15 protein-coding genes are annotated in these 18,100 nt (G+C 71.0%); 7 read left to right on the top strand and 8 right to left on the bottom strand.

From position 1 onward, the window contains the following. The first annotated feature begins 16 nt into the window (after positions 1-16). Complete coding sequence (locus tag AC6JA9_RS01075; RefSeq protein WP_223782083.1) at positions 17-1,789, top strand: DUF885 domain-containing protein; 1,773 nt, start codon at positions 17-19, stop codon at positions 1,787-1,789. A 30-nt stretch (positions 1,790-1,819) separates the two neighbouring features. Here the strand turns inward: AC6JA9_RS01075 and AC6JA9_RS01080 are convergent, their stop codons facing one another. From AC6JA9_RS01080 to AC6JA9_RS01095, 4 genes are all read right to left on the bottom strand, one after another. Beyond that, complete coding sequence (locus AC6JA9_RS01080) at positions 1,820-2,266, bottom strand: fibril protein (protein WP_223752078.1); 447 nt, start codon at positions 2,264-2,266, stop codon at positions 1,820-1,822. Between the two features lie 177 nt (positions 2,267-2,443). Continuing rightward, positions 2,444-3,607 carry a 4-hydroxy-3-methylbut-2-enyl diphosphate reductase gene (locus AC6JA9_RS01085; RefSeq protein ID WP_497958957.1) on the bottom strand — a complete coding sequence of 388 codons (1,164 nt, stop codon included), beginning with the start codon at positions 3,605-3,607 and terminating at the stop codon, positions 2,444-2,446. A gap of 154 nt (positions 3,608-3,761) precedes the next feature. Then, on the bottom strand, positions 3,762-5,762 hold the full coding sequence (locus tag AC6JA9_RS01090) for a M56 family metallopeptidase (RefSeq protein WP_497958958.1): 2,001 nt from the start codon (positions 5,760-5,762) through the stop codon (positions 3,762-3,764). Further along, complete coding sequence (locus tag AC6JA9_RS01095) at positions 5,759-6,160, bottom strand: BlaI/MecI/CopY family transcriptional regulator (protein ID WP_046710388.1); 402 nt, start codon at positions 6,158-6,160, stop codon at positions 5,759-5,761. The genes AC6JA9_RS01090 and AC6JA9_RS01095 overlap by 4 nt, the downstream gene beginning before the upstream one ends. A 403-nt stretch (positions 6,161-6,563) precedes the next feature. On the opposite strand from AC6JA9_RS01095, the gene AC6JA9_RS01100 reads away from it, so the two are divergent. Next, the gene (locus AC6JA9_RS01100; RefSeq protein ID WP_497958959.1) at positions 6,564-7,499 is read left to right on the top strand and encodes a hypothetical protein; all 936 of its coding nucleotides are present in this window, start codon (positions 6,564-6,566) and stop codon (positions 7,497-7,499) included. 64 nt (positions 7,500-7,563) lie between these two features. Then, positions 7,564-8,262: a hypothetical protein gene (locus AC6JA9_RS01105; protein ID WP_497958960.1), complete on the top strand. Its 699-nt coding sequence runs from the start codon at positions 7,564-7,566 to the stop codon at positions 8,260-8,262. Between the two features lie 112 nt (positions 8,263-8,374). Here the strand turns inward: AC6JA9_RS01105 and AC6JA9_RS01110 are convergent, their stop codons facing one another. Then, entirely contained in the window at positions 8,375-9,169 is a 795-nt protein-coding gene (locus tag AC6JA9_RS01110) for a sterol desaturase family protein (RefSeq protein WP_141330039.1), read from the bottom strand. Between the two features lie 299 nt (positions 9,170-9,468). Between AC6JA9_RS01110 and AC6JA9_RS01115 the strand changes: the two genes are divergently transcribed. Continuing rightward, positions 9,469-9,813 carry a hypothetical protein gene (locus AC6JA9_RS01115; protein ID WP_267698526.1) on the top strand — a complete coding sequence of 115 codons (345 nt, stop codon included), beginning with the start codon at positions 9,469-9,471 and terminating at the stop codon, positions 9,811-9,813. Positions 9,814-9,822: 9 nt separating this feature from the next. On the opposite strand, the gene AC6JA9_RS01120 is transcribed toward AC6JA9_RS01115, so the two are convergent. Together AC6JA9_RS01120 and AC6JA9_RS01125 are read right to left on the bottom strand one after the other, a co-directional pair. Beyond that, a complete protein-coding gene (locus AC6JA9_RS01120) occupies positions 9,823-10,962 on the bottom strand; it encodes a hypothetical protein (protein ID WP_223782089.1) in 1,140 nt (379 codons plus the stop codon). A gap of 18 nt (positions 10,963-10,980) precedes the next feature. Continuing rightward, on the bottom strand, positions 10,981-12,420 hold the full coding sequence (locus tag AC6JA9_RS01125; RefSeq protein WP_223782090.1) for a vWA domain-containing protein: 1,440 nt from the start codon (positions 12,418-12,420) through the stop codon (positions 10,981-10,983). 363 nt (positions 12,421-12,783) lie between these two features. Between AC6JA9_RS01125 and AC6JA9_RS01130 the strand changes: the two genes are divergently transcribed. The 3 genes from AC6JA9_RS01130 to AC6JA9_RS01140 all read left to right on the top strand — a co-directional run bounded on the left by AC6JA9_RS01130 (position 12,784) and on the right by AC6JA9_RS01140 (position 17,434). Continuing rightward, positions 12,784-14,304, top strand: coding sequence for a M91 family zinc metallopeptidase (locus AC6JA9_RS01130; protein ID WP_426748519.1), 1,521 nt, complete (start codon positions 12,784-12,786; stop codon positions 14,302-14,304). Between the two features lie 976 nt (positions 14,305-15,280). Then, positions 15,281-16,786, top strand: a complete 1,506-nt coding sequence (locus AC6JA9_RS01135) for a M91 family zinc metallopeptidase (protein WP_497958961.1) — start codon at positions 15,281-15,283, stop codon at positions 16,784-16,786. A gap of 3 nt (positions 16,787-16,789) precedes the next feature. Beyond that, positions 16,790-17,434 (top strand): hypothetical protein, encoded by a 645-nt coding sequence (locus tag AC6JA9_RS01140; RefSeq protein ID WP_223782093.1) that lies wholly within the window; start codon positions 16,790-16,792, stop codon positions 17,432-17,434. Between the two features lie 4 nt (positions 17,435-17,438). Here AC6JA9_RS01140 and AC6JA9_RS01145 read toward each other — a convergent pair whose 3' ends face one another. Next, positions 17,439-18,095: a hypothetical protein gene (locus AC6JA9_RS01145; RefSeq protein ID WP_223751984.1), complete on the bottom strand. Its 657-nt coding sequence runs from the start codon at positions 18,093-18,095 to the stop codon at positions 17,439-17,441. Between the last annotated feature and the right edge of the window lie 5 nt (positions 18,096-18,100).

Raw genomic sequence — 18,100 nt, forward strand, 5'->3', positions numbered from 1 at the left:
CTCGATGAGAGCCCTCATGCGTATCCGTGTCGCCGTCGTCCTGCTGGCCAGTGTCTGCGCGTGTGCCTCGCGCCCGAAGGAAGGAAGGGATGCGTCCTCCCTCCCCACGCCCTCGCACGCGGCCACCACCGCCTACTCCCACTTCATCCGCGAGTACCTCGACTGGTTCTCCGCCGCCAACCCCGTGCGCGCCACGCGCCTGGGCTTCCACAAGCACGACGCCCACCTGCAGGACGTCTCGCAGGTCGCGCTCGACCGGAAGGCGGAGGCGCTGCGCGGCTGGCTCACCCGGCTGGAGCAGGTGAACTGCTCGGCCCTCACCGGTGACGACGCCGTCGACGGCGTGGTGCTGGAGAACGCCATCCGCGCGGAGCTGCTGGAGCTGGAGGAGGAGCGCGTCTGGCGCCGCAACCCGGGCGCCTACGTGGGGCTCGTCTCCGGTGGACTGTCCAGCCTGTCCTCGCGCGACTTCGCGCCCCTGTCCGAGCGGATGATGGACATGCGCTCGCGCATGAACGACATCCCCCGCGTGCTCGAGGCCGCCAAGGCGAACCTCCAGGACGTGCCCCGCCTGTGGGCCGAGCAGGCCATCCGCGACGCGCGCGGCACCCAGGTGTACCTGCGCGTGGACCTGCCTCGCGCGCTCGAGGCCCAGGGCGCCGACAAGCTGCCCCCCGCCGAGCGCCAGGAGTTCGACGCCGCGCGCGCCAAGGCGCTCGAGCAGATGGAGGCCTTCACCGCGTGGCTGGAGCGGGATTTGCTCCCCCGCGCCACCGGTGACTTCCGCCTGGGCCGCGAGCGGTTCGAGAAGAAGCTGGCCCTGGAGGAGCACATCACGCTGAACGCGGACCAGCTGCGCGACATCAACGAGCGGGCCATCCGCGAGTACCAGGCCTGGGTGGCGCGCGAGACGGCCAAGGTGGACCCGACGAAGTCCCCCGCGGAGGTGATGGCCGCCCTGGTGAAGGACCACCCGCAGGCCGAGGAGCTCATCCCCCTGGCGCGCCAGCAGCTGGTGGAGCTGCAGCGCTTCGTGCGGGAGAAGGACATCCTCACGCTGCCCTCGGACTCGCTGCCGTCCGTGCGCGAGACGCCCCCGTACGAGCGGCTGGGCTTCGCGTCCATGGACACGCCGGGCCCCTTCGAGAGCAAGGCCCAGGAGGCCTACTACAACATCACCAACGTGGAGGCGGAGTGGTCCACCGAGGAGAAGGCGCAGCACCTGACGTACTTCAACCGCGCGGGCCTGCTGGGCATCACCGTGCACGAGGCCATGCCCGGCCACTTCGTGCAGCTGCTCTACGGGGCGAAGATTCCCACCGACGTGCGCAAGGTCTTCACCCCCGCCTCCGTGGTGGAGGGCTGGGCCCACTACGCCGAGCAGATGATGGTGGACGAGGGCCTGGGGCAGGGTGACCCGGCGGTGCGCCTGGGCCAGCTGCGCCGCGCGCTCCAGCGTCACGCGCGCTGGTACGCGGCGCTCGCGCTGCACGTGTACAACGAGCCGGTGGAGGCCGTGGCGAAGCGCTACGCGGAGATTGCCTACTTCGAGCCCTTCCCCGCGCTGCGCGAGGTGGAGCGCGGCACCTCCAACCCCACGTACCTGTACTACGCGCTGGGCCGCATGCAGATTCTGAAGCTGCGCGAGGACTACAAGAAGCACCTGGAGGCGAGCGGCAAGAAGTTCGTGCTGAAGGACTTCCACGACCGCTTCCTGCAGCTGGGCCTGCCCGTGTCGCTCGCGCGCAAGGTGCTCATCCCCGGCGACGAGGCGCCGTCGCTGGAGTAGCCGAGCACCCGCGCCCGACGCCTCGCGCGACTACAGCTCGATGACGTCCTCGGGCGTCTGGGGCGTGTCGCGCGAGGACAGGCCCTCGATGGTGAAGCCCCGGGGCGCGCGGATGGACGCCCCGTGGTTGGGGTCCAGGTACATGCGCACCGGGAGCCCCAGCCCGTCGTAGCTCACCTCGAACATCACCAGGTCCGCGTACTCCCGCGAGGGGCCCTCGTCACACGGCCCCAGCCGCTTCCAGGCCACGCGCTGTCCCTGGGGGCCGCGCAGCAGCTCGAAGAAGGCCAGGATGCCCGGGTTGCCCCAGCCCACCCGCACCGGGTCCTCCGCGCGGTAGCCGTAGGTGCCTCCCTCGTCCGGGAAGGTCGCGACGGGCGCGGCCTCCTGCCGGGGGGCCCTCACCACCGAGGGCCTCGACGAGGAACACGCCGAAAGCGCCAGCAACCCGACACACGCGATTCGCAGTGACACCATTGCACCCACCTCCTCCACGCCACCCGCGGCGAAGGTGTGGCCGGTGTCCGGCGCGTGCACGGCCTTCCCCCCGCGTTCCGTCGTCCAGTCGACGCTCCCACGCCCTGGCGGCGGGCCCCCGCCCGCCCGAGCGCCCCGGCCCCGGCGCCCCCTGGTCCTTCCAGAACCGGGCGCCGTCTACTTCCCGCCCTTCGCCTTGTCGCCCTTGGACATGGCGCGCATGAACGTCTCGTCGATGCCGTGGATGCGCAGGCGCACCAGCTCCTCCGGCGTGATGTTCGTGTAGCCCGCGTCGCGCAGCTTCTTCACGAAGTCCGCCGTGACGCCGTGGATGCGGAAGTTGACCAGCTCGTCCGACGTGAGCTTCGCGAAGCCCAGTTCGCGCATCTCCTTCACGAAGGCGGGCTTCACGCCGTGGACGCGGAAGTTGACCAGCTCGTCCGGGCCCAAATCCTGGAAGCCCATCCCGCGCATCTCCTTCACGAAGTCCGGCGTGACGCCGTGGATGCGGAAGTTGACCAGCGTGTCGGCCGCGAGGTCCTGGAAGCCCAGCTCGCGCATCTGCCGGGCGAAGTCCGCGCTGACGCCGTGGATGCGCAGCGAGACGATGTTCTCGGGACCCACGTCCTTGAAGCCCAGCTCCTTCATCTCCTTCACGAAGGCGGGCGTGACGCCGTGGATGTTCATGGCGATGAGGTCGTCCCACGCGAGCTTCGCGTAGCCCGCGTCCGCCAGCTCCTTCACGCGCTGGGGCGTGACGCCGTGGATGCGGCCCTGCACCAGCTCATCCAGGTCCAGCTTGTCGTAGCCCAGCCTCGACAGCTCCTTCACGTACTCGGGCGTGATGTCGAAGATGCCCACCATCAGCAGCTTCTCGACGGGGATGTCCTTGTAGCCCGCGGCCCCCAGGTCCTTGATGCGCTGGGTGGTGACGCCCGTGGCGGCGAGCTGGAACTGCTGGTTCGGCGTCAGCGAGGCGTAACCGAGCGAGGCCATGGCCTTGAGATAGGCGTCGCTGGGGGTGAAGCGGTAGTGGCCCGCGCCCTCGCCGTCCTGGAAGCTGCCGGTGAAGGCGAACGTGCCCGCCTCGCGCGGCAGGGTGAAGGTGGCCGGGCCGTCACCGGTGGACAGGCCCTGGAAGGAGGCGCGGGACTCGGTGAAGCCCAGCCGCCCCCGTCCCTTCCGCTCGTCCTCGGGGTGGCTCAGGTTGAGGTGGAGCTTGTCGGGGGACTTCTCGTGCGTGGACGCGCTCCACGTCCCGCGCAGCTCGCTCGCGGCGGACGCGGCGCTGGCCACCAGCATGAGGACACACAACAACCACGAGGACGACGCTCGGCGCATGGTGAGGCTCCTTCGATTCGAGGATGGAGCCCTCCCGTCCGGCGCGCCCCTCCGAGTGGGGCACGCCGCCGTGGGAAGGCGGTGATGGGAGGAGGGGTGTCCGGAGGCCGGAGGGAGAAAGCCCTCCGACCTCGGCGTGACGGTGTGACAGGTGTTACTTCGTGTCGCGCATGCGCCGGATGAACTCGGCGTCCACGCCGCCGGTGCGCAGGCGCACCAGCTCCTCGGGCGTGAGGTTCTTCAGTCCCGCGGCGTTCAGCTCGCGCAGGAAGTCCGGGTTGACGCCCACCGCGCGCAGCTCGGTGAGGACCCGCGGGTCCTTCGTGTCCACGCCCGCCGAGCGCATCTGCTCCAGCCACGCCGGGTTGACGCCCACCGCGCGCAGCTCCTGGAGCTGGTCCGCCGTCAGCTTCGTCAGCCCCGACTTGCCCAGCGCGCTGATGAAGCCCGGGTCCACGCCCACCGCGCGCAGCTCGATGACCTGCTGGAGCGGCAGGCCCGAGTAGCCCGCCTCCTTCAAGCCCTGGACGTACTGCTCGCTCACGCCCACGGCGCGCGCGTCCATCACGTCGCGCGGGTTCTTCGTCTCGAAGCCCGCGCCCGAGAGCGCCGCGACGTACTCCGGCGTGACGCCAAGGTGGCGCAGCTCCACCAACATGCCCGCCTCCAGCTTGCGGCCGAAGACCTCGTTCATCCGCTTCACGAACTCGGGGGTGACGCCCGCGTGGCCCATGCCCACCAGGTTGGACACGGTGGGCTCGAGGCCCATCCCGCGCAGCTCCTTCACCCGCTCCGGCGTGACGCCGGCGACCTTCAGCGCCACCAGCTGGTCCACGGAGAGCGGCTGCCCCGCGCCCACCCGGGTGCTCCCGTCGACGTCGTCCTCACGCTCGAAGTCCACCTTCACCTGCGGCGCGGCCGCGAGCTTCACCTTCGGCGCGAAGTCCACCTTCACGTCCATCGCGGGGAAGGGGGGCGCGGGAGGCGCGGCGGGAGCGGGAGGCGCGGGAGGCGCGGGGAGCATGGCGAGGGTGCGCGGAGGCGTCTGGGCCATCACCAGCGACGCCAGCGGCGCGGCGACGGCGAGGCCGCTGATGAGCGTGAGCACGGAGGCCCCCGCCACCCAGCGAGAGGAGCAGCGCGACGCGGGCGGGGACACGAGGCGGCGAACGCGCTCGGGCAGCGAGCCGCCCAGGGCGGACATGGCGTGGCTTTCGACGGCGGGCATCACGCGCAGCGTCTCCAGCGCGGTGAGGGCGCGGGCGTAGGAGACCGGGTTGGGGCTCGCGCCCACGGCCACGTCGTCGCAGCAGTGCTCGCGCTCCACGCGGATGACGTTGGACATCCACCGCACGGCCGGGTGGTAGAAGAACAGCGTCTCCACCACCACCTGCGCCAGGTTCACCGCGAAGTCATGCCGGCGGATGTGGGCCAGCTCATGCGCCAGCACCATCTCCAGCTGCCGCGCGGGCAGTCCGGACAGCGTGGACACGGGCAGCAGCACCACCGGCGACAGCCAGCCCACCGTGGAGGGCACGTCCACCTCCACCGACTGGAGCAGCCGCACCGCGCGCTTCAGGCCCAGCCGGCCCGACAGCGCGTCCAGCCGCTCCTGCCACTCCCGGGGCGCGGGCAGCGCGCGGCGCGCCAGCTGGTGCAGCCGCACCCACTCCGCCGTCAGCCGTCCGGAGCTGAGCCCCACGCCCGCCACCCACGCGAACACCAGCCAGCGCAAGAGCGTGGGGGCGGCCTTGCTCGCGCGCTCCCAGAGCCACGCCAGCGCCGTGGCCGGCGTCGCCTCACGCCAGTCGAAGCCCCGGTCGCGCGCGGCCTCGAGCGCGGGCCGGCTGTCGGCCCGGAGCGCCCGCGACACGCGCTCCATCACCTGCGCCCGCGCCGCCTGGAACGCCGGGGCCGCTTCGCCTCGCCAGGACGCGGACTGCTCGGCCCGGGCCCGCGTGGCGTGCCGCACGCCCGTGGCCACCGGCAGCGCCACGGCCAGCACCAGCGCGCCGCACGCCAGGGCATAACGCGCGTTCGCCGCGTGACGGCCCACCATCAACAGCGCCGCCGCCAGCCCCACCGCCACCAGCGCGCCCTGCCAGAGCGAGTGCACCAGCGCCCACCCCAGCGACTCCATCACCAGGCTGCTCATTCGTCCGCTCCTTCCAGGGAATCGAGCAACTGACGGAGCTGCGCCAGCTCCTGGGGGCTCGTCTTGCGCGAGGACAACGCCTGCATGGCCAGCCGCGCCGGAGAGCCACCGAAGGCGCGCTCCACCAGGTCCGTCACCAGCTGCCGCTGCGTGCGCTGCTCGGTCGCCTTCGCCCGGTAGACGTGCGCGCGCTGCGTCTCGTCGCGCTCCACCAGGCCCTTGTCCGTCATGATCTGCATCAGCTTCAGCACCGTCGTGTAGCCCGGGCCCGCGTCCCCTGGCTCGCGCCGCGTGAGGACCTCATGGACCTCCCGCACCGTGCTGTCTCCTCGCTCCCACAGCACCCGCAGGATGGCCAGCTCGCCATCCGTGGGGCGCGGCAGCACCGCCTCGCTCATGACTCCCTCGCTTCGAACATCCACGAGGCCATCATACGAACGGATTCGTAGATGTCAACGAAGGTCTTCGTAGATGCCGCCCGTGGGGTGGGATTCACTCCCGAGGTGTGGGTGACGTCAGCGCAAGGGCCGTAGCTTCCCCAGCGGGACGCCTGCCTGCTCCCAGGTTTTACCCACGAGGAGAAGAATCCGTTTTTCCGAGTGGGAAGATTTCTTCCCACGGAGGGAAGCGCGAGGGCCACGCAAGCTTCCCCCGGGTCCAGGCAGGTCGTCCTGGGGGGAGGTGGGTGCGTTGCCGCGGATGCGACCTGACAGGTCGGGCGCGTGGCACATCCGGTGAAAAAGGGTCTGCCCGGCGCGGGTCATCGGGGCTCGAGCCGCGAAGCAAAGACGAGGCAGACACATGAAGGCGTTGAGCAGTTGGATGGGGGCGGCTTGTGCCGCGGTGGTGGGGTTCTCTGGAGTGGCCCAGGCGCACGATTTGACGTGCACCAAGCTGGTGAATGGTCAGGCGTCGGTGCAGGCGACGACGTATCCGTTCACCGCGAACTACAGCTTCCAGGTCAACAACGTGCATCCGACGTTGCCGTCCATCCTGTTGACGGCCACGGACCCGTTGCTGGCGGGTGAGGGGTTCGTCTTCAATCCGCCGCCGCCGGTGGTGATTCCGGTGGGCGCGTCGGTGACGTCGAACTTCAGCGTCACCCTGGACACTGTCGAGGAGTGCCGGGCGCTGGCGCTGCTGGACGGCCTGCCGGACAACAACATCGACAACACGTTCACCGCGGGCTTCGACCTGGGCAGCTCGCTGTGCACCGCGCGCGTGACCTGTGGAGACCCCTCGGGCGAGGTGTGCGAGAACGCGACGCGTGGGCTGGACTTCTGGCGCAACCACATCCCCGCGGTGCAGCAGTGCCTCGCTGGCGGGCCCATTCCGCTGGGCAGCATCGGCATCGTCATCGGCCTGGCGGGCGCCGAGGGCATCCTCTGGGGCAACCCGGACCGCTACCCCATCACCAACCTGCCGCGCAGCCAGCTGGACCGCATCCGCTTCCTGGCCGGGCGTGAGCTGTTCGTCGCCACGTGCAACCAGCGTGTGTTCGGTGGCGTCACCGTCCCAGCCAACCTGCTCGAGCTCATCCTCACCGCGCTGGGTACGGTCAACTGCGCGGACCTGACCAGCCTCACCACGCAGCTGAGCACCTACAACAACTCCTGCACCACGGCGCCGTTCCCGGGCGGGTTCGACCCCGGTCCCTCGACGCCGGAGGCCGCGGAGGCGCTGGGCATCGACCCGACCATTCCCACGGGGCTGTTCTGCATCCCGCCCCTGCCGTGAGCGTCGGCGTCCCAATCCATTCCAGACACATCCGAATCACTGAAAGTCTTTGAGGTATCAAGTCATGAAGAAGTTCCTGATGTCGACCCTGTGGGCCTCGGCCCTGCTGTTCTCCGCCTGCGGCGGGGATGATTCCCGCCAGGTTCCTGGCAATGAAGACCCCGGCGTGGAGACGCCCGTCCCCGGCGGCGAGGACCCCGGCCCCACGCCCGGTGGCGAGGACCCGGGCCCCACGCCCGGTGGCGAGGACCCGGGCCCCACGCCCGGTGGCGAGGACCCGGGCCCCACGCCCGGTGGCGAGGACCCCGGCACGCCCTCCACGCAGAGCTTCGAGCTGCGCCTGAAGGGCGAGAGCCTGATGGACTTCACCTCGCTGAAGGTGCCCATCTCCGACGTCACCATCACCGCCGAGGGCAAGCCGGTGAACGTGCAGGTGGTGTCGAACCTGCTGGAGATCGCCGACCCCATCCACGCGCCGCTGGCCGCGCGCTTCACGGTGCCTCCCGGCGTCGACAAGGTGCAGGTCACCGTGTTCTTCAACGCCATGGGTGACTTCGCCCGTCACTCCGTGCAGGCCTCGCAGCTCGACGCCCGCGTGGCGCCCATCACCTTCGAGGCGAAGGTGTCCGACCTGAGGACGCGTGGCCGCGCGGTGCTCCACCTGGATGTGTCGCGCTCCATCGTGGACACCTCCGTGTCGGGCTCCAACGGCCTGGTGGAGACCAGCACGCTGCTGCTGCCCTCCGGCGCGGTGAAGTTCTAGCCGACACGGTAGGGGTGAGGCTCCCGGAGGGCGGCAGCGCGGCGCCCTTCGGTGAGCCCTGACAACGGGCGGGTCCTCCTCGTGGGGTCCCGCCCGTCGCCGCGCTCGGGGACTACTCGGGCTGGGTGCCCTGGCCGTCCTTGCCCTGCCAGAAGCGCTTGGGGTGTCCGTCCCCGCGCGTGCCGTTGGACAGCCGGTCCACCCACGGATAGCGCTGGGCCTCCTCGGCGGTGTAGCCCAGGTTGAAGACGGTGGGGCTCTTGGGCAAATCCCCCGCCTTGGCGTAGTAGGTGCCGAAGAGCCGGTCCCAGAAGTAGTTGGTGATGCCGTAGTTGCCCTGCTCGTTGTGGAAGTGATGCGACAGGTGCAGGCGCTTGATGTCCTTCAGGAAGCCCAGCTTCGGCGTGTAGTTCAGGTGCTGGATGCAGTGGCAGAACTCATAGAAGCACGTAATCACCATGCCCCAGCCCAGCGCCGCCGCCGCGCCCGCCTTGCCGCCGATGAGGTAGCCCAAGGGCGCCATCACCCCGCCCACCGTGGGCAGCACGTTGGCCAGCGCGCCGAACAGCACGCGCAAGTCATTGGGGTCCTGGTGGTGGTCGAAGTGGATGCGCTTCCACGTGGCCGCGGTGAGGGGCGACTTGTAGAGGAAGCGGCTGTGCAGGATGTGCTTGTGCACCAGGAACCAGCCGAGCGGGAACACCACGCTCGCGGCCGCCATGGAGAGCAGCGTGCGCACGGGGCTCTCGAACCACTTCACCGCGTACACCAGGCTGACGATGCCCACGGTGATGTAGGCCAGCACGGCGTAGTAGGTGAAGAACGAATAGACCAGGTCGCCCAGCGTCATCCGGTCGAGGTTGTGCTTCCGGTTCTTCAAGAACGAAAAGGGTGCGCTGACCGCCACGGTATGCCTCGCAGGTGGACGCTGCCCTTGGGGGCAGTGGAGCAGGTGGGCCGCGCCATGCCCGCCGGCCTGGGGCATGCGGCGCCGCTGTGAGTAGCAGGGCCCGGGCGCGCTCGCGCCACAATCATCCGGCCGGCTTTTACGTTTTTCTGCGGCCCAAGAGAAGCACCGCTGCTGTGCGTCCCCCCGGTGGGACGCCTGCCCTCCCGCCCGGGTGGGGGCCGAGTCGGCCGGTGGACTTCCCGGCGGGAAGCGCGGAGCCCATGTTCGACGCAAGAGATCAGCGCGGGGAGGCCCTCATGGCGGAAAAGGCTGGGGAAGACAAGGCGCGAGGGAGCAGGGCTCGGGGACAGGCCGCGGTGACGACGCGGCGCACCCAGCCGATGGAAGGGGAGGACCGGGGCTCGCTCGCCCTACGTCGGCCCACCTCGGAGTACCGCGCGGCGGCCGAGGAGCAGGCGGCGCGGGTGCGCGAGGAAATCGAGGCGGCGCTCCTGGTGGCACGCGACACTCGCGAGGCCATCGAACGTCGCATCGCGGACGAACTGCACGCGCCGCCCGGCAGCTTCCGGGCGCGGGCGCAGCAGCAGAAGCCCAAGCAGCGCCGGACGGCGGCGCGCAAGAAGAAGAGCCAGGCCTCCTGAAGGCGGCGCCTAGCTGTTGAGCCGCGTGGCCGCGCTGGTGGCGGGGCGCGCGGCGTCGTCCACGGGGGCGGGCGGCGTGGCGGACTCCTCGCCCAGGCCCTTGAGCCTGCGCGCCAGCTGCGCGGCCTGCTCTCCCTTGGTGCCCAGCTCGTGGCCCTGCGCGCCGACGAAGGACACGCGGGCGCGCTCCAGGAGGGCCACCTGGGCGTGGAGCTGGGCGAGCAGCCGCTCCTGCTTGCGGCCCAGGGCATCCAGGTGGTTGAGCTCCTCGCCCAGCGAGGACGCGGCGAGCTCCAGCTGGCGTCGCGCCACGGTGTCCTGGGTGGCGGCGGCGCGGGCGCGAAGCTCCTTCACCTGCGCGTCCACGTCATGGGCCACCACGGAGTCGAGCTGCGCGGTGAGGCCCGCGTGGGCCTCCGCGAGCGAGAAGCTCTCCGCGGCCATCTTCTCCACCACGCCGAGCAGCTCCTGGCGGCCGGGGCTCGCGGGCAGGCGCAGCGCGGAGCTCTTGCACTGCTGATACAGCCCGAGCGCGCGCGTGGTCAGCTCCTTGGCTTCACCCGAGAGCGTGCCCTGCAGCGTCTTGCCCCGCGCCTCGACGGCGTCGGTGTGCAGCACCAGGTGCGACATCAGCGTGCCGGTGCTCCAGAAGAGCGCCACGCAGGCGTAGCCCACCACCAGCGAGACGAGCGCGGTGTTCCCGAGAAAGTGGGCATCCAGCACCTGCTGCACGTACAGGCCCACCGGGGTGAGCACACCCGCGGCGGCGGCGCTCAGGGCGACGGGGACGGGCGCGCCGGGCTGTTCGCGGCCATGGCCCAGCCACGTCACCAGCGCGGCGGCGATGCAGCCCGCCACGCTCTGGGCCAGGGGCCACGGAGCGGAGAAGAGGAAGGGGAAGACGGGCAGCACGGTGAGGGCCGCGCGCAGCCCCCAGCCGCCACCCTTGGCCGTCCGGGCGGCGGCGAGCGCCGCGCCCAGCACCGCGAAGTAGCCCGGCTCCAGGGTGAGCCGGACGACGGGCTCGAAGGGGGCCCACAGGCGCAGCGCCAGCGCGGCGAAGATGCCCATGCACGCTCCACCCCCCAGCGCGCGCAGGGTGCGGGACTCGAACTCCTCGCGGTGGAGGATCTGCAGGGAGAGGGCCATGGGGCTGCACCGTCCTGACTAGTAGGCGTTGTTCTCGCCGAAGTTCTTCATGGTCTTCTTGTAGAGCTTCAGCGACTCGCGGCGGACCTCGTCGTCACTCGATGCCCCCTCATAGGCTGCCTGGGTCTGGTCCAGCTCCGCAAGCTCCCCCGAGAGCGCGTCCGCGGACGAGCCGAAAAGCTTCCGGGCGTTGCCCAACAGACCCATGGCGGCGCCGCGGTTGCCGCGCTTCATCTCCTCCGCGGCGGCGCGCATCTGCTGGGTTCCCAACGCTCGCACGGCGTGCACGCGCACCTCCCGGTCCAGGTTGGCGCGCACCAGCGAGGCGTCCTGGGTGACGACGGCGGACAGGGCCAGCTTCGTCTCGGCGCGCATGTCGCGGGGGACGTCCATGTAGCGCACGCTGGCCTGGAGCAGCGGGAGCGCGTCGGACGTGACCTGGGTGTTGAGCGTCAGCTTCACGACGACGCGGATGGACTGCTCGCCAGCCAGGTCGTACAGCGGCACCTTGAGGGTGGTGCCCTCGCGGGTGGAGGGCAGGCCGAGCACCTGCGCGTCGCGGGCGACGGGGGGCAGCTCCAGGCGCAGCTCCACCTGACGGGCGACGGTGCTGGTGGCCTGGTCCAGCTCGCGGGAGAAGACCTCCGCCAGCCGGGCCGAGTCCTCGATGAAGCCGGAGAAGCCGCCGCCCTGCTCGGCCATGCCGCGCATGAGGGAGGCCTGGTAGTCCTCGCCCACGCCGAGCGCGCTGACGGTGATGCCCTCATCGCGCAGCTGGCGCGTCAGGTGGAACAGCTCCGGCTCGGTGACGATGCCGGTGGTGGGCTGGCCGTCGCTCAGGAGGATGGCGCGGCTGACGCGGTACTCGCGCAGGTGGGGGCGCAGGGCGACGGCGGCCTCGGTGAGACCGCCGCTGATGTTGGTGGAGCCGTCATCGCGGATGTTGGCGATGGCGGAGAGCAGCTCCTGGCGGACGGCCTCGGTGACGGGGCGGCTGGGGAGGACCTTCACGTCGGTGCCGTAGTGGATGAGGGCCAGCCGGTCCTCGGCGGTGAGGCGACGCACCAGCTCCACGGCGGCGCTCCTGGCGTCGGCGAGCTTCTGGCCGCTCATGGAGCCGGAGCGGTCCACGACGAGGGCCAGGTTGACGGGGACGCGGCGGGCGGCGGTGGGGTTGGGGCGGGCCTTGACCTCCAGCCACGCGAAGGCCTCGCTGGGGCCCGTCTGGATGTAGCTGCCGGACAGCTTGCCGGAGAGGACGAGGGCGCCGTCATCCGGCAGGGACATGACGTGCGGCAGCAGGGTGGTGGCGGGGGGCTCGTCGGGCTGGGCCACGGTGTGGCTGGTGTCGGTGACGGGCGGGGCAGGAGGCGCGGGCGGCGGCGGAGGCTTGCCCAGCGAGAGCGCGCCCAGGGCGAGCAATCCGGCGGCGGACAGCAGCAGCAGGGTGCGGTTCATGCGGTTCCTCGGGGTGTGTGGCTTTGGCGGGAGGGACACTCGCCCGTCCGCCCCCCGGACCGCATCGGTCACCGGGAGGAGGGTCCCCCCGATGACCGATAACCCAGACGTCAGACATTGCGGCGCGAGGCATTCCGGGTCGCTGGACACCTCACCGTCCCGCTGGGTTCCCGGAGTCGGCGGATCCGGACCCCGAGGTGTCGCTCGGGGAGGATGGGGCGGATCATCATTTCTTCCCGAGAACCAAGAATCGAAGCAACTGCTCTCCGGGGATTCCGATAATCGGGAAGGTCGGAGCTTCTCCGACCGCGACTTCAGAGGGTCGGGACCGCACTGGGAGCGCGCCCGCCAGGAGAGGAAGACATGTCCACGATTGGCAAGACGGGTTCGCGCACCCCCACCTATGTGAAGCCCGAGCCGAAGGCGGAGACGGCGAAGCAGCCGGCCCAGGCGCAGCGCAACGCGGTGAAGACGGCGGTGGACCAGCGGATGAAGGACGGCTTCGACGCGGCCCCGGCTCGCGCGGGCTCGGCGTCCCGGCCGCAGGTGCTCACCGAGACGCGCACCACGGAGAATGCTCCGCCGAGCCCTGGTGGTGGGCTGGGCAAGGCCATCGCGAAGATCGCGGAGAAGGTGAAGCAGGCCGCGGGTTCGGCCACGGCGCCGCAGGTGAGCACGAACGCGAACGGTCAGACGGTGGTGGACCTGGGCGCGGGGAACAACACCGCGACGGTGACGATGAACAAGAGCGGCGGGCTGGTCATCAAGTCCGGCTCGGACACGGTGACGCTGTCGCCGGAGCAGTCGCGGAACGCCATCATCAACGGCGGCGCGGGTAACGACTCCATCACCGTGGACAAGAACGTCACGGTGGACGTGACGCTGGACGGTGGCGAGGGCAACGACAAGCTGACGGGTGGCGCGGGTCACGACACCATCCGCGGTGGCGCTGGCAACGACACCATCATCGGCGGCACGGGCAACGACTCGGTGTCCGGTGACGACGGCGACGACTACGTGGAGGGTGGCGCGGGCGACGACCTGGTGCAGGGTGGCGCGGGCCGCGACGTGCTCTACGGCCTGGACGGCAACGACTTGCTCAACGGCGGCGAGGGCCGCGACTACATCGACGGTGGCGCGGGTGACGACACGGCCACGGGTGGCGCGGGCGATGACCAGGTCATCGGCGGCCGCGGCGACGACACCCTGTCGGGTGGCGAGGGCAACGACGCGGTGGCGGGCGGCGCGGGCAAGGACACGGTCAGCGGCAACGCCGGCGACGACAAGCTCTACGTCGAGGAGGGCGAGGAGACGGCGGACGCGGCCGAGGGCGAGCGGACCATCGTCGACATGACGGACGCGGACCAGCGCGGCAGCTCGGTGAAGGTGGAGGGCTCGCCGGAGTTCCAGGCGCGCGTGCAGTCGGACCTGGACGCGATGCGCTCGCTGCCGTCGGGCCAGGAGCTGCTGGGCACGCTGGACAAGAGCGGCCGCTCGACGACGATTCGCGAGACGTCCGGTGGCAACACGGCGTCGGGTACCAACTTCAACGATGGCTTCTTCAACGCGGACGGCACGCCGGGCAAGGGCTCGGATGCGTCGGTGAACTACAACACCACGCGCATCTCGCTCGGTGGCGACGAGTGGATGAACCGTCCCCCGATCGTCGGTCTGTTCCACGAGCTGGTGCACGCGTCCGACATCGCGAACGGCACGCTGGCGAACGGCTCGAAGGACGGCGTGCGCAACCTGGAGACCTCGGCGGTGGGTCTGCCCATCGACCTGGACCAGAACCCGGCCACGCCGGACGTGGTGCAGCCGGGCCGCCCGGGTGAGAACGTCCTGCGCGACGAGCTGAACCTGCCCACCCGTCCGCACTACTAAGCCGCGCATCGATGTGAGCCGCCGATGATGGCGGGGGGCCCTCCCCGGGCGCCCCGCCTCTGGCACGGCTTCGACGTGGATTCAGGGCCGCGCAGGGCTGTGCCTGCTCCACGTGGGGGCGTGCTTCGCTCAGGCATGTGCCTCCGGCATGGCTTCGACGTGGATTCAGGGCCGCGCAGGGCTGTGCCGGCTCCACGCAGGGGCGTTCTCTGCTCGGGTATGCGCCTCCGGCGCGGCGTCGATGTGGACTCAGGGCCGCGAGGGGAGGTGCCTGCTCTACGTGGGGCTCTGCCTGGGCACGCGCCTCCGGCACGGCTTCGACGTGGATTCTGGGCCGCGAGGGGAGGTGCCTGCTCCACGTGGGGGGCTCTGCCCGGGCACGCGCCTCCGGCGTGGCGTCGATGTGGATTCAGGGCCGCGCGCAGGGATGTGCCTGCCCCACGGCGGGGGGCTGCTCAGGCACGCGCCTCCAGCGTGGCCTCAACGTGGATTCAGGGCCGCGCGCAGGGATGTGCCTGCCCCACGGCGGGGGGCTGCTCAGGCACGCGCCTCCAGCGTGGCCTCAACGTGGATTCAGGGCCGCGCGCAGGGACGTGCCTGCCCCACGTTGGGGGCGCGCTCCGTTCGAGCACTCGCCTCTGGGGCTGCGTCGACGCCAATTCAGGGCCACGCAGGGATGTGCATGTTCCACATGGGGGCTCTGCCCGGGCACTCGCCTCTGGCGCCGCGTCGACGTGATGCAGGGCACCATGTGCTGGGTTGATTCGCACTCCTCTCCGCCAACCCCCTGGAACAACAGGCTCTTTGTGCGACGCGGACGCGTCGCGCGCCAGCGACTCGGTCCCGCGCCCCCATGGAACGAGTGATCCGCGCCCTGCCCCGGGCCTCGAAGCAACTGGCGTCCTGAGGTCCCGATAATCAAGGAGTTCGGCGTTGGTCCGCCTCACAGGCACGGGCCGCCTCAGGGAGAAGCCGCATGTCCACGATTGGGAAGACCGGTTCGCGCAGCACCTCGTACGTGAAGCCCGAGCCGAAGCAGGAGACGGCGAAGCAGCCGGCCCAGCGCCCCAACGTGGTGAAGACGGCGGTGGACCAGCGGATGAAGGACGGCTTCGACGCGGCTCCGACGCGCGCGAGCGCCCCGTCCCGCACCGGTGGCAGCGACTTCGAGGGCGCGCCTCCTCCTGGCCCTGGTGGTGGACTGGGCAAGGCCATCGCGAAGATCGCCGAGAAGGTGAAGCAGGCCGCGGGGTCCGCGACGGCGCCGCAGGTGAGCACGAACGCGAACGGCCAGACGGTGGTGGACCTGGGCGCGGGGAACAACACCGCGACGGTGACGATGAACAAGAGCGGCGGGCTGGTCATCAAGTCCGGCTCGGACACGGTGACGCTGTCGCCGGAGCAGTCGCGGAACGCCATCATCAACGGCGGCGCGGGCAACGACTCCATCACCGTGGACAAGAACGTCACCGTCGACGTCACCCTGGACGGCGGCGACGGCAACGACACGCTGAAGGGCGGCGCGGGTCACGACACCATCCGCGGCGGCGCGGGCAACGACACCATCATCGGCGGCACGGGCAACGACTCGGTGTCCGGTGACGACGGCGACGACTACGTCGAGGGTGGCGCGGGCGACGACCTGGTGCAGGGTGGCGCGGGCCGCGATGTGCTCTACGGCCTGGACGGCAACGACTTGCTCAACGGCGGCGAGGGCCGCGACTACATCGACGGTGGCGCGGGTGACGACACGGCCACGGGCGGCGCGGGCGATGACCAGGTCATCGGCGGCCGTGGCAATGACCGGCTGAGCGGCGGTGAAGGCAACGACGCGGTGGCCGGCGGCGAGGGCGCGGACACCGTCAGCGGCGATGCCGGCGACGACAAGCTCTACGTCGAGGAGAACGAGACCACCGACGGCGCCGCGAGCGAGCGGACCATCGTCGACATGACCAACGCGAGCCAGCGCGGCCGCTCCGTGACGGTGGAAGGCAGCGCGGACTTCCAGGCGCGCACGCAGTCGGACCTGGACGCGATGCGCTCGCTGCCGTCGGGCCAGGACCTGCTGCGCACGCTGGACGACAGCGGCCACTCGACGACCATCAAGGAGACCACCAGCGGCAACTCCGCGTCTCCCGCCAACCGCGATGATGCCTGGTTCAACACGGACGGCACGCCGGGCAAGGGCACCGACGGCACGGTGAACTACAACACCACGCGCACCTCGCTCGGCGGCGAGGAGTGGATGACCCGTCCTCCCATCGTGGCCCTGTTCCACGAGCTGGTGCACGCGTCCGACTACGCCAATGGCACGCTGGCGCGCGGCGAGAAGAACGGCGTCAACAACCGCGAGACGTCCGCGGTGGGCCTGCCCATCGACCTGGACCAGAACCCGGCCACGCCGGACGTGGTGCAGCCGGGCCGCCCGGGTGAGAACGTCCTGCGCGACGAGCTGAACCTGCCCACCCGCCCGCGCTACTAGTCCATGCGGACCCTGCTCCAGGCTGGCGCCCTCGGCATGGCGCTGGCCATAATCGTCGGCTGCACGCGGGCGGAGCGCCCGGTGAATGCGGGAGGAAGCGTGGCCCAGGCGGACGTGGTGGAGCTGAAGGTGGAGTCGGTGTCGAGCGGGCCCGAGGGGCTCGCCGTCTCGTACGCGGTGCACAACGGCTCGCCGCGCGAGGTGCTGCTCGTGGACGGCCTGCCGGAGTGGGGGCCCACGGGCTACGTCGGCCTCGCCCCCGAGCGCGCGTACGTGGAGCTCTCCGGTGACGGCGCCGTGCTGCTGCGCGCGCTGGTGCCCGTGCCGGAGAACCTCGACGTGGAGGCGCCCGAGGTCCCCACCGTCAGCGCCCTGGCGCCCGGCGCCACCGTGTCCTCGCGTCTGGTGGTGCCCCTGCCGCTGCGCACGTCGCTGCCCTATCCCCAGGGCACGGAGACCACGCTGGAGCTGTCCGCCGTGCGCGAGCTGCGCCTGCGCGTGGGCTACCTGCCGGACGCCTCCGAGGTGCGGCTGCACGGCACGACGGAAGCGGGCGGGCGCACCTTCCGCACCGCCGAGTATGGCCAGGTGGTGACGCGTCAGCGCCTGCTGGACAGCGGGCCGCTGTCGCTCGACGGCGTGAAGTAGTCCGTCAGGGCGTGCGCCATAGCAGGCACGCCGGCGCGTCGTGTCCCGGCATGGCCAGCACCTGGAACGACGCCTCACGAGGCAGCGCGCGGAAGGCCTCCGACTCCACGGCCTTCCGCACCGCCTCACGCGCGCACTGGAGTGAGCGCACCACCAGCAGCTTCTCGAGCGGAGCGAACACCTCCAGCGCGCGAAGCCCGCGGTCCTCGGCCAGCTCCAGCAGCGCATCGCCCACCGAGCCCAGCCCGAAGCCGCCGCAGGTGTCGAAGTTGGTCGCGCTGGAGTCCAGCACGTTCTCCTCCGCGGTCTCCTCGTAGTGGTGCTCGACGAGCCCCTGGCCCCACACCTCCTGGGGCACGTAGGGGCTCACGTCGCCGCCCGCCCAGTAAAGCAACAGGCCCGACAGCGGCCGGACGCGGGCGCGGCGCACGCCGTCCAGCTCCTCCCAGACGTACGCCTCCTGCCGCAGGTAGCGAGGCTCGCGGTACATCCCGAAGCTCTTCACCAGCCCCGCCGTCATCACCGCGACGAGCCCCGCGTCCACGGCCTGGGCCTCGGCCACCTGCGCGCTCACCTGCTCGAACCCGTCCGACTCGCGCACCTGTGCGAGCAGCCGCGCGGCGCATGTCTCCAGCTCTCGCAGCTCCTCATCGGTCCACACGCGGC

Source organism: Myxococcus sp. MH1, assembly GCF_059738865.1.

Coding starts and splice junctions, on each gene's coding strand:
- AC6JA9_RS01115 (WP_267698526.1), top strand. CDS start 9,469: ATGGCGGAAAAGGCTGGGGAAGACAAGGCGCGAGGGAGCAGGGCTCGG.
- AC6JA9_RS01090 (WP_497958958.1), bottom strand. CDS start 5,762: ATGAGCAGCCTGGTGATGGAGTCGCTGGGGTGGGCGCTGGTGCACTCG.
- AC6JA9_RS01130 (WP_426748519.1), top strand. CDS start 12,784: ATGTCCACGATTGGCAAGACGGGTTCGCGCACCCCCACCTATGTGAAG.
- AC6JA9_RS01085 (WP_497958957.1), bottom strand. CDS start 3,607: ATGCGCCGAGCGTCGTCCTCGTGGTTGTTGTGTGTCCTCATGCTGGTG.
- AC6JA9_RS01100 (WP_497958959.1), top strand. CDS start 6,564: ATGAAGGCGTTGAGCAGTTGGATGGGGGCGGCTTGTGCCGCGGTGGTG.
- AC6JA9_RS01140 (WP_223782093.1), top strand. CDS start 16,790: ATGCGGACCCTGCTCCAGGCTGGCGCCCTCGGCATGGCGCTGGCCATA.
- AC6JA9_RS01125 (WP_223782090.1), bottom strand. CDS start 12,420: ATGAACCGCACCCTGCTGCTGCTGTCCGCCGCCGGATTGCTCGCCCTG.
- AC6JA9_RS01105 (WP_497958960.1), top strand. CDS start 7,564: ATGAAGAAGTTCCTGATGTCGACCCTGTGGGCCTCGGCCCTGCTGTTC.
- AC6JA9_RS01080 (WP_223752078.1), bottom strand. CDS start 2,266: ATGGTGTCACTGCGAATCGCGTGTGTCGGGTTGCTGGCGCTTTCGGCG.
- AC6JA9_RS01075 (WP_223782083.1), top strand. CDS start 17: ATGCGTATCCGTGTCGCCGTCGTCCTGCTGGCCAGTGTCTGCGCGTGT.
- AC6JA9_RS01095 (WP_046710388.1), bottom strand. CDS start 6,160: ATGAGCGAGGCGGTGCTGCCGCGCCCCACGGATGGCGAGCTGGCCATC.
- AC6JA9_RS01135 (WP_497958961.1), top strand. CDS start 15,281: ATGTCCACGATTGGGAAGACCGGTTCGCGCAGCACCTCGTACGTGAAG.
- AC6JA9_RS01120 (WP_223782089.1), bottom strand. CDS start 10,962: ATGGCCCTCTCCCTGCAGATCCTCCACCGCGAGGAGTTCGAGTCCCGC.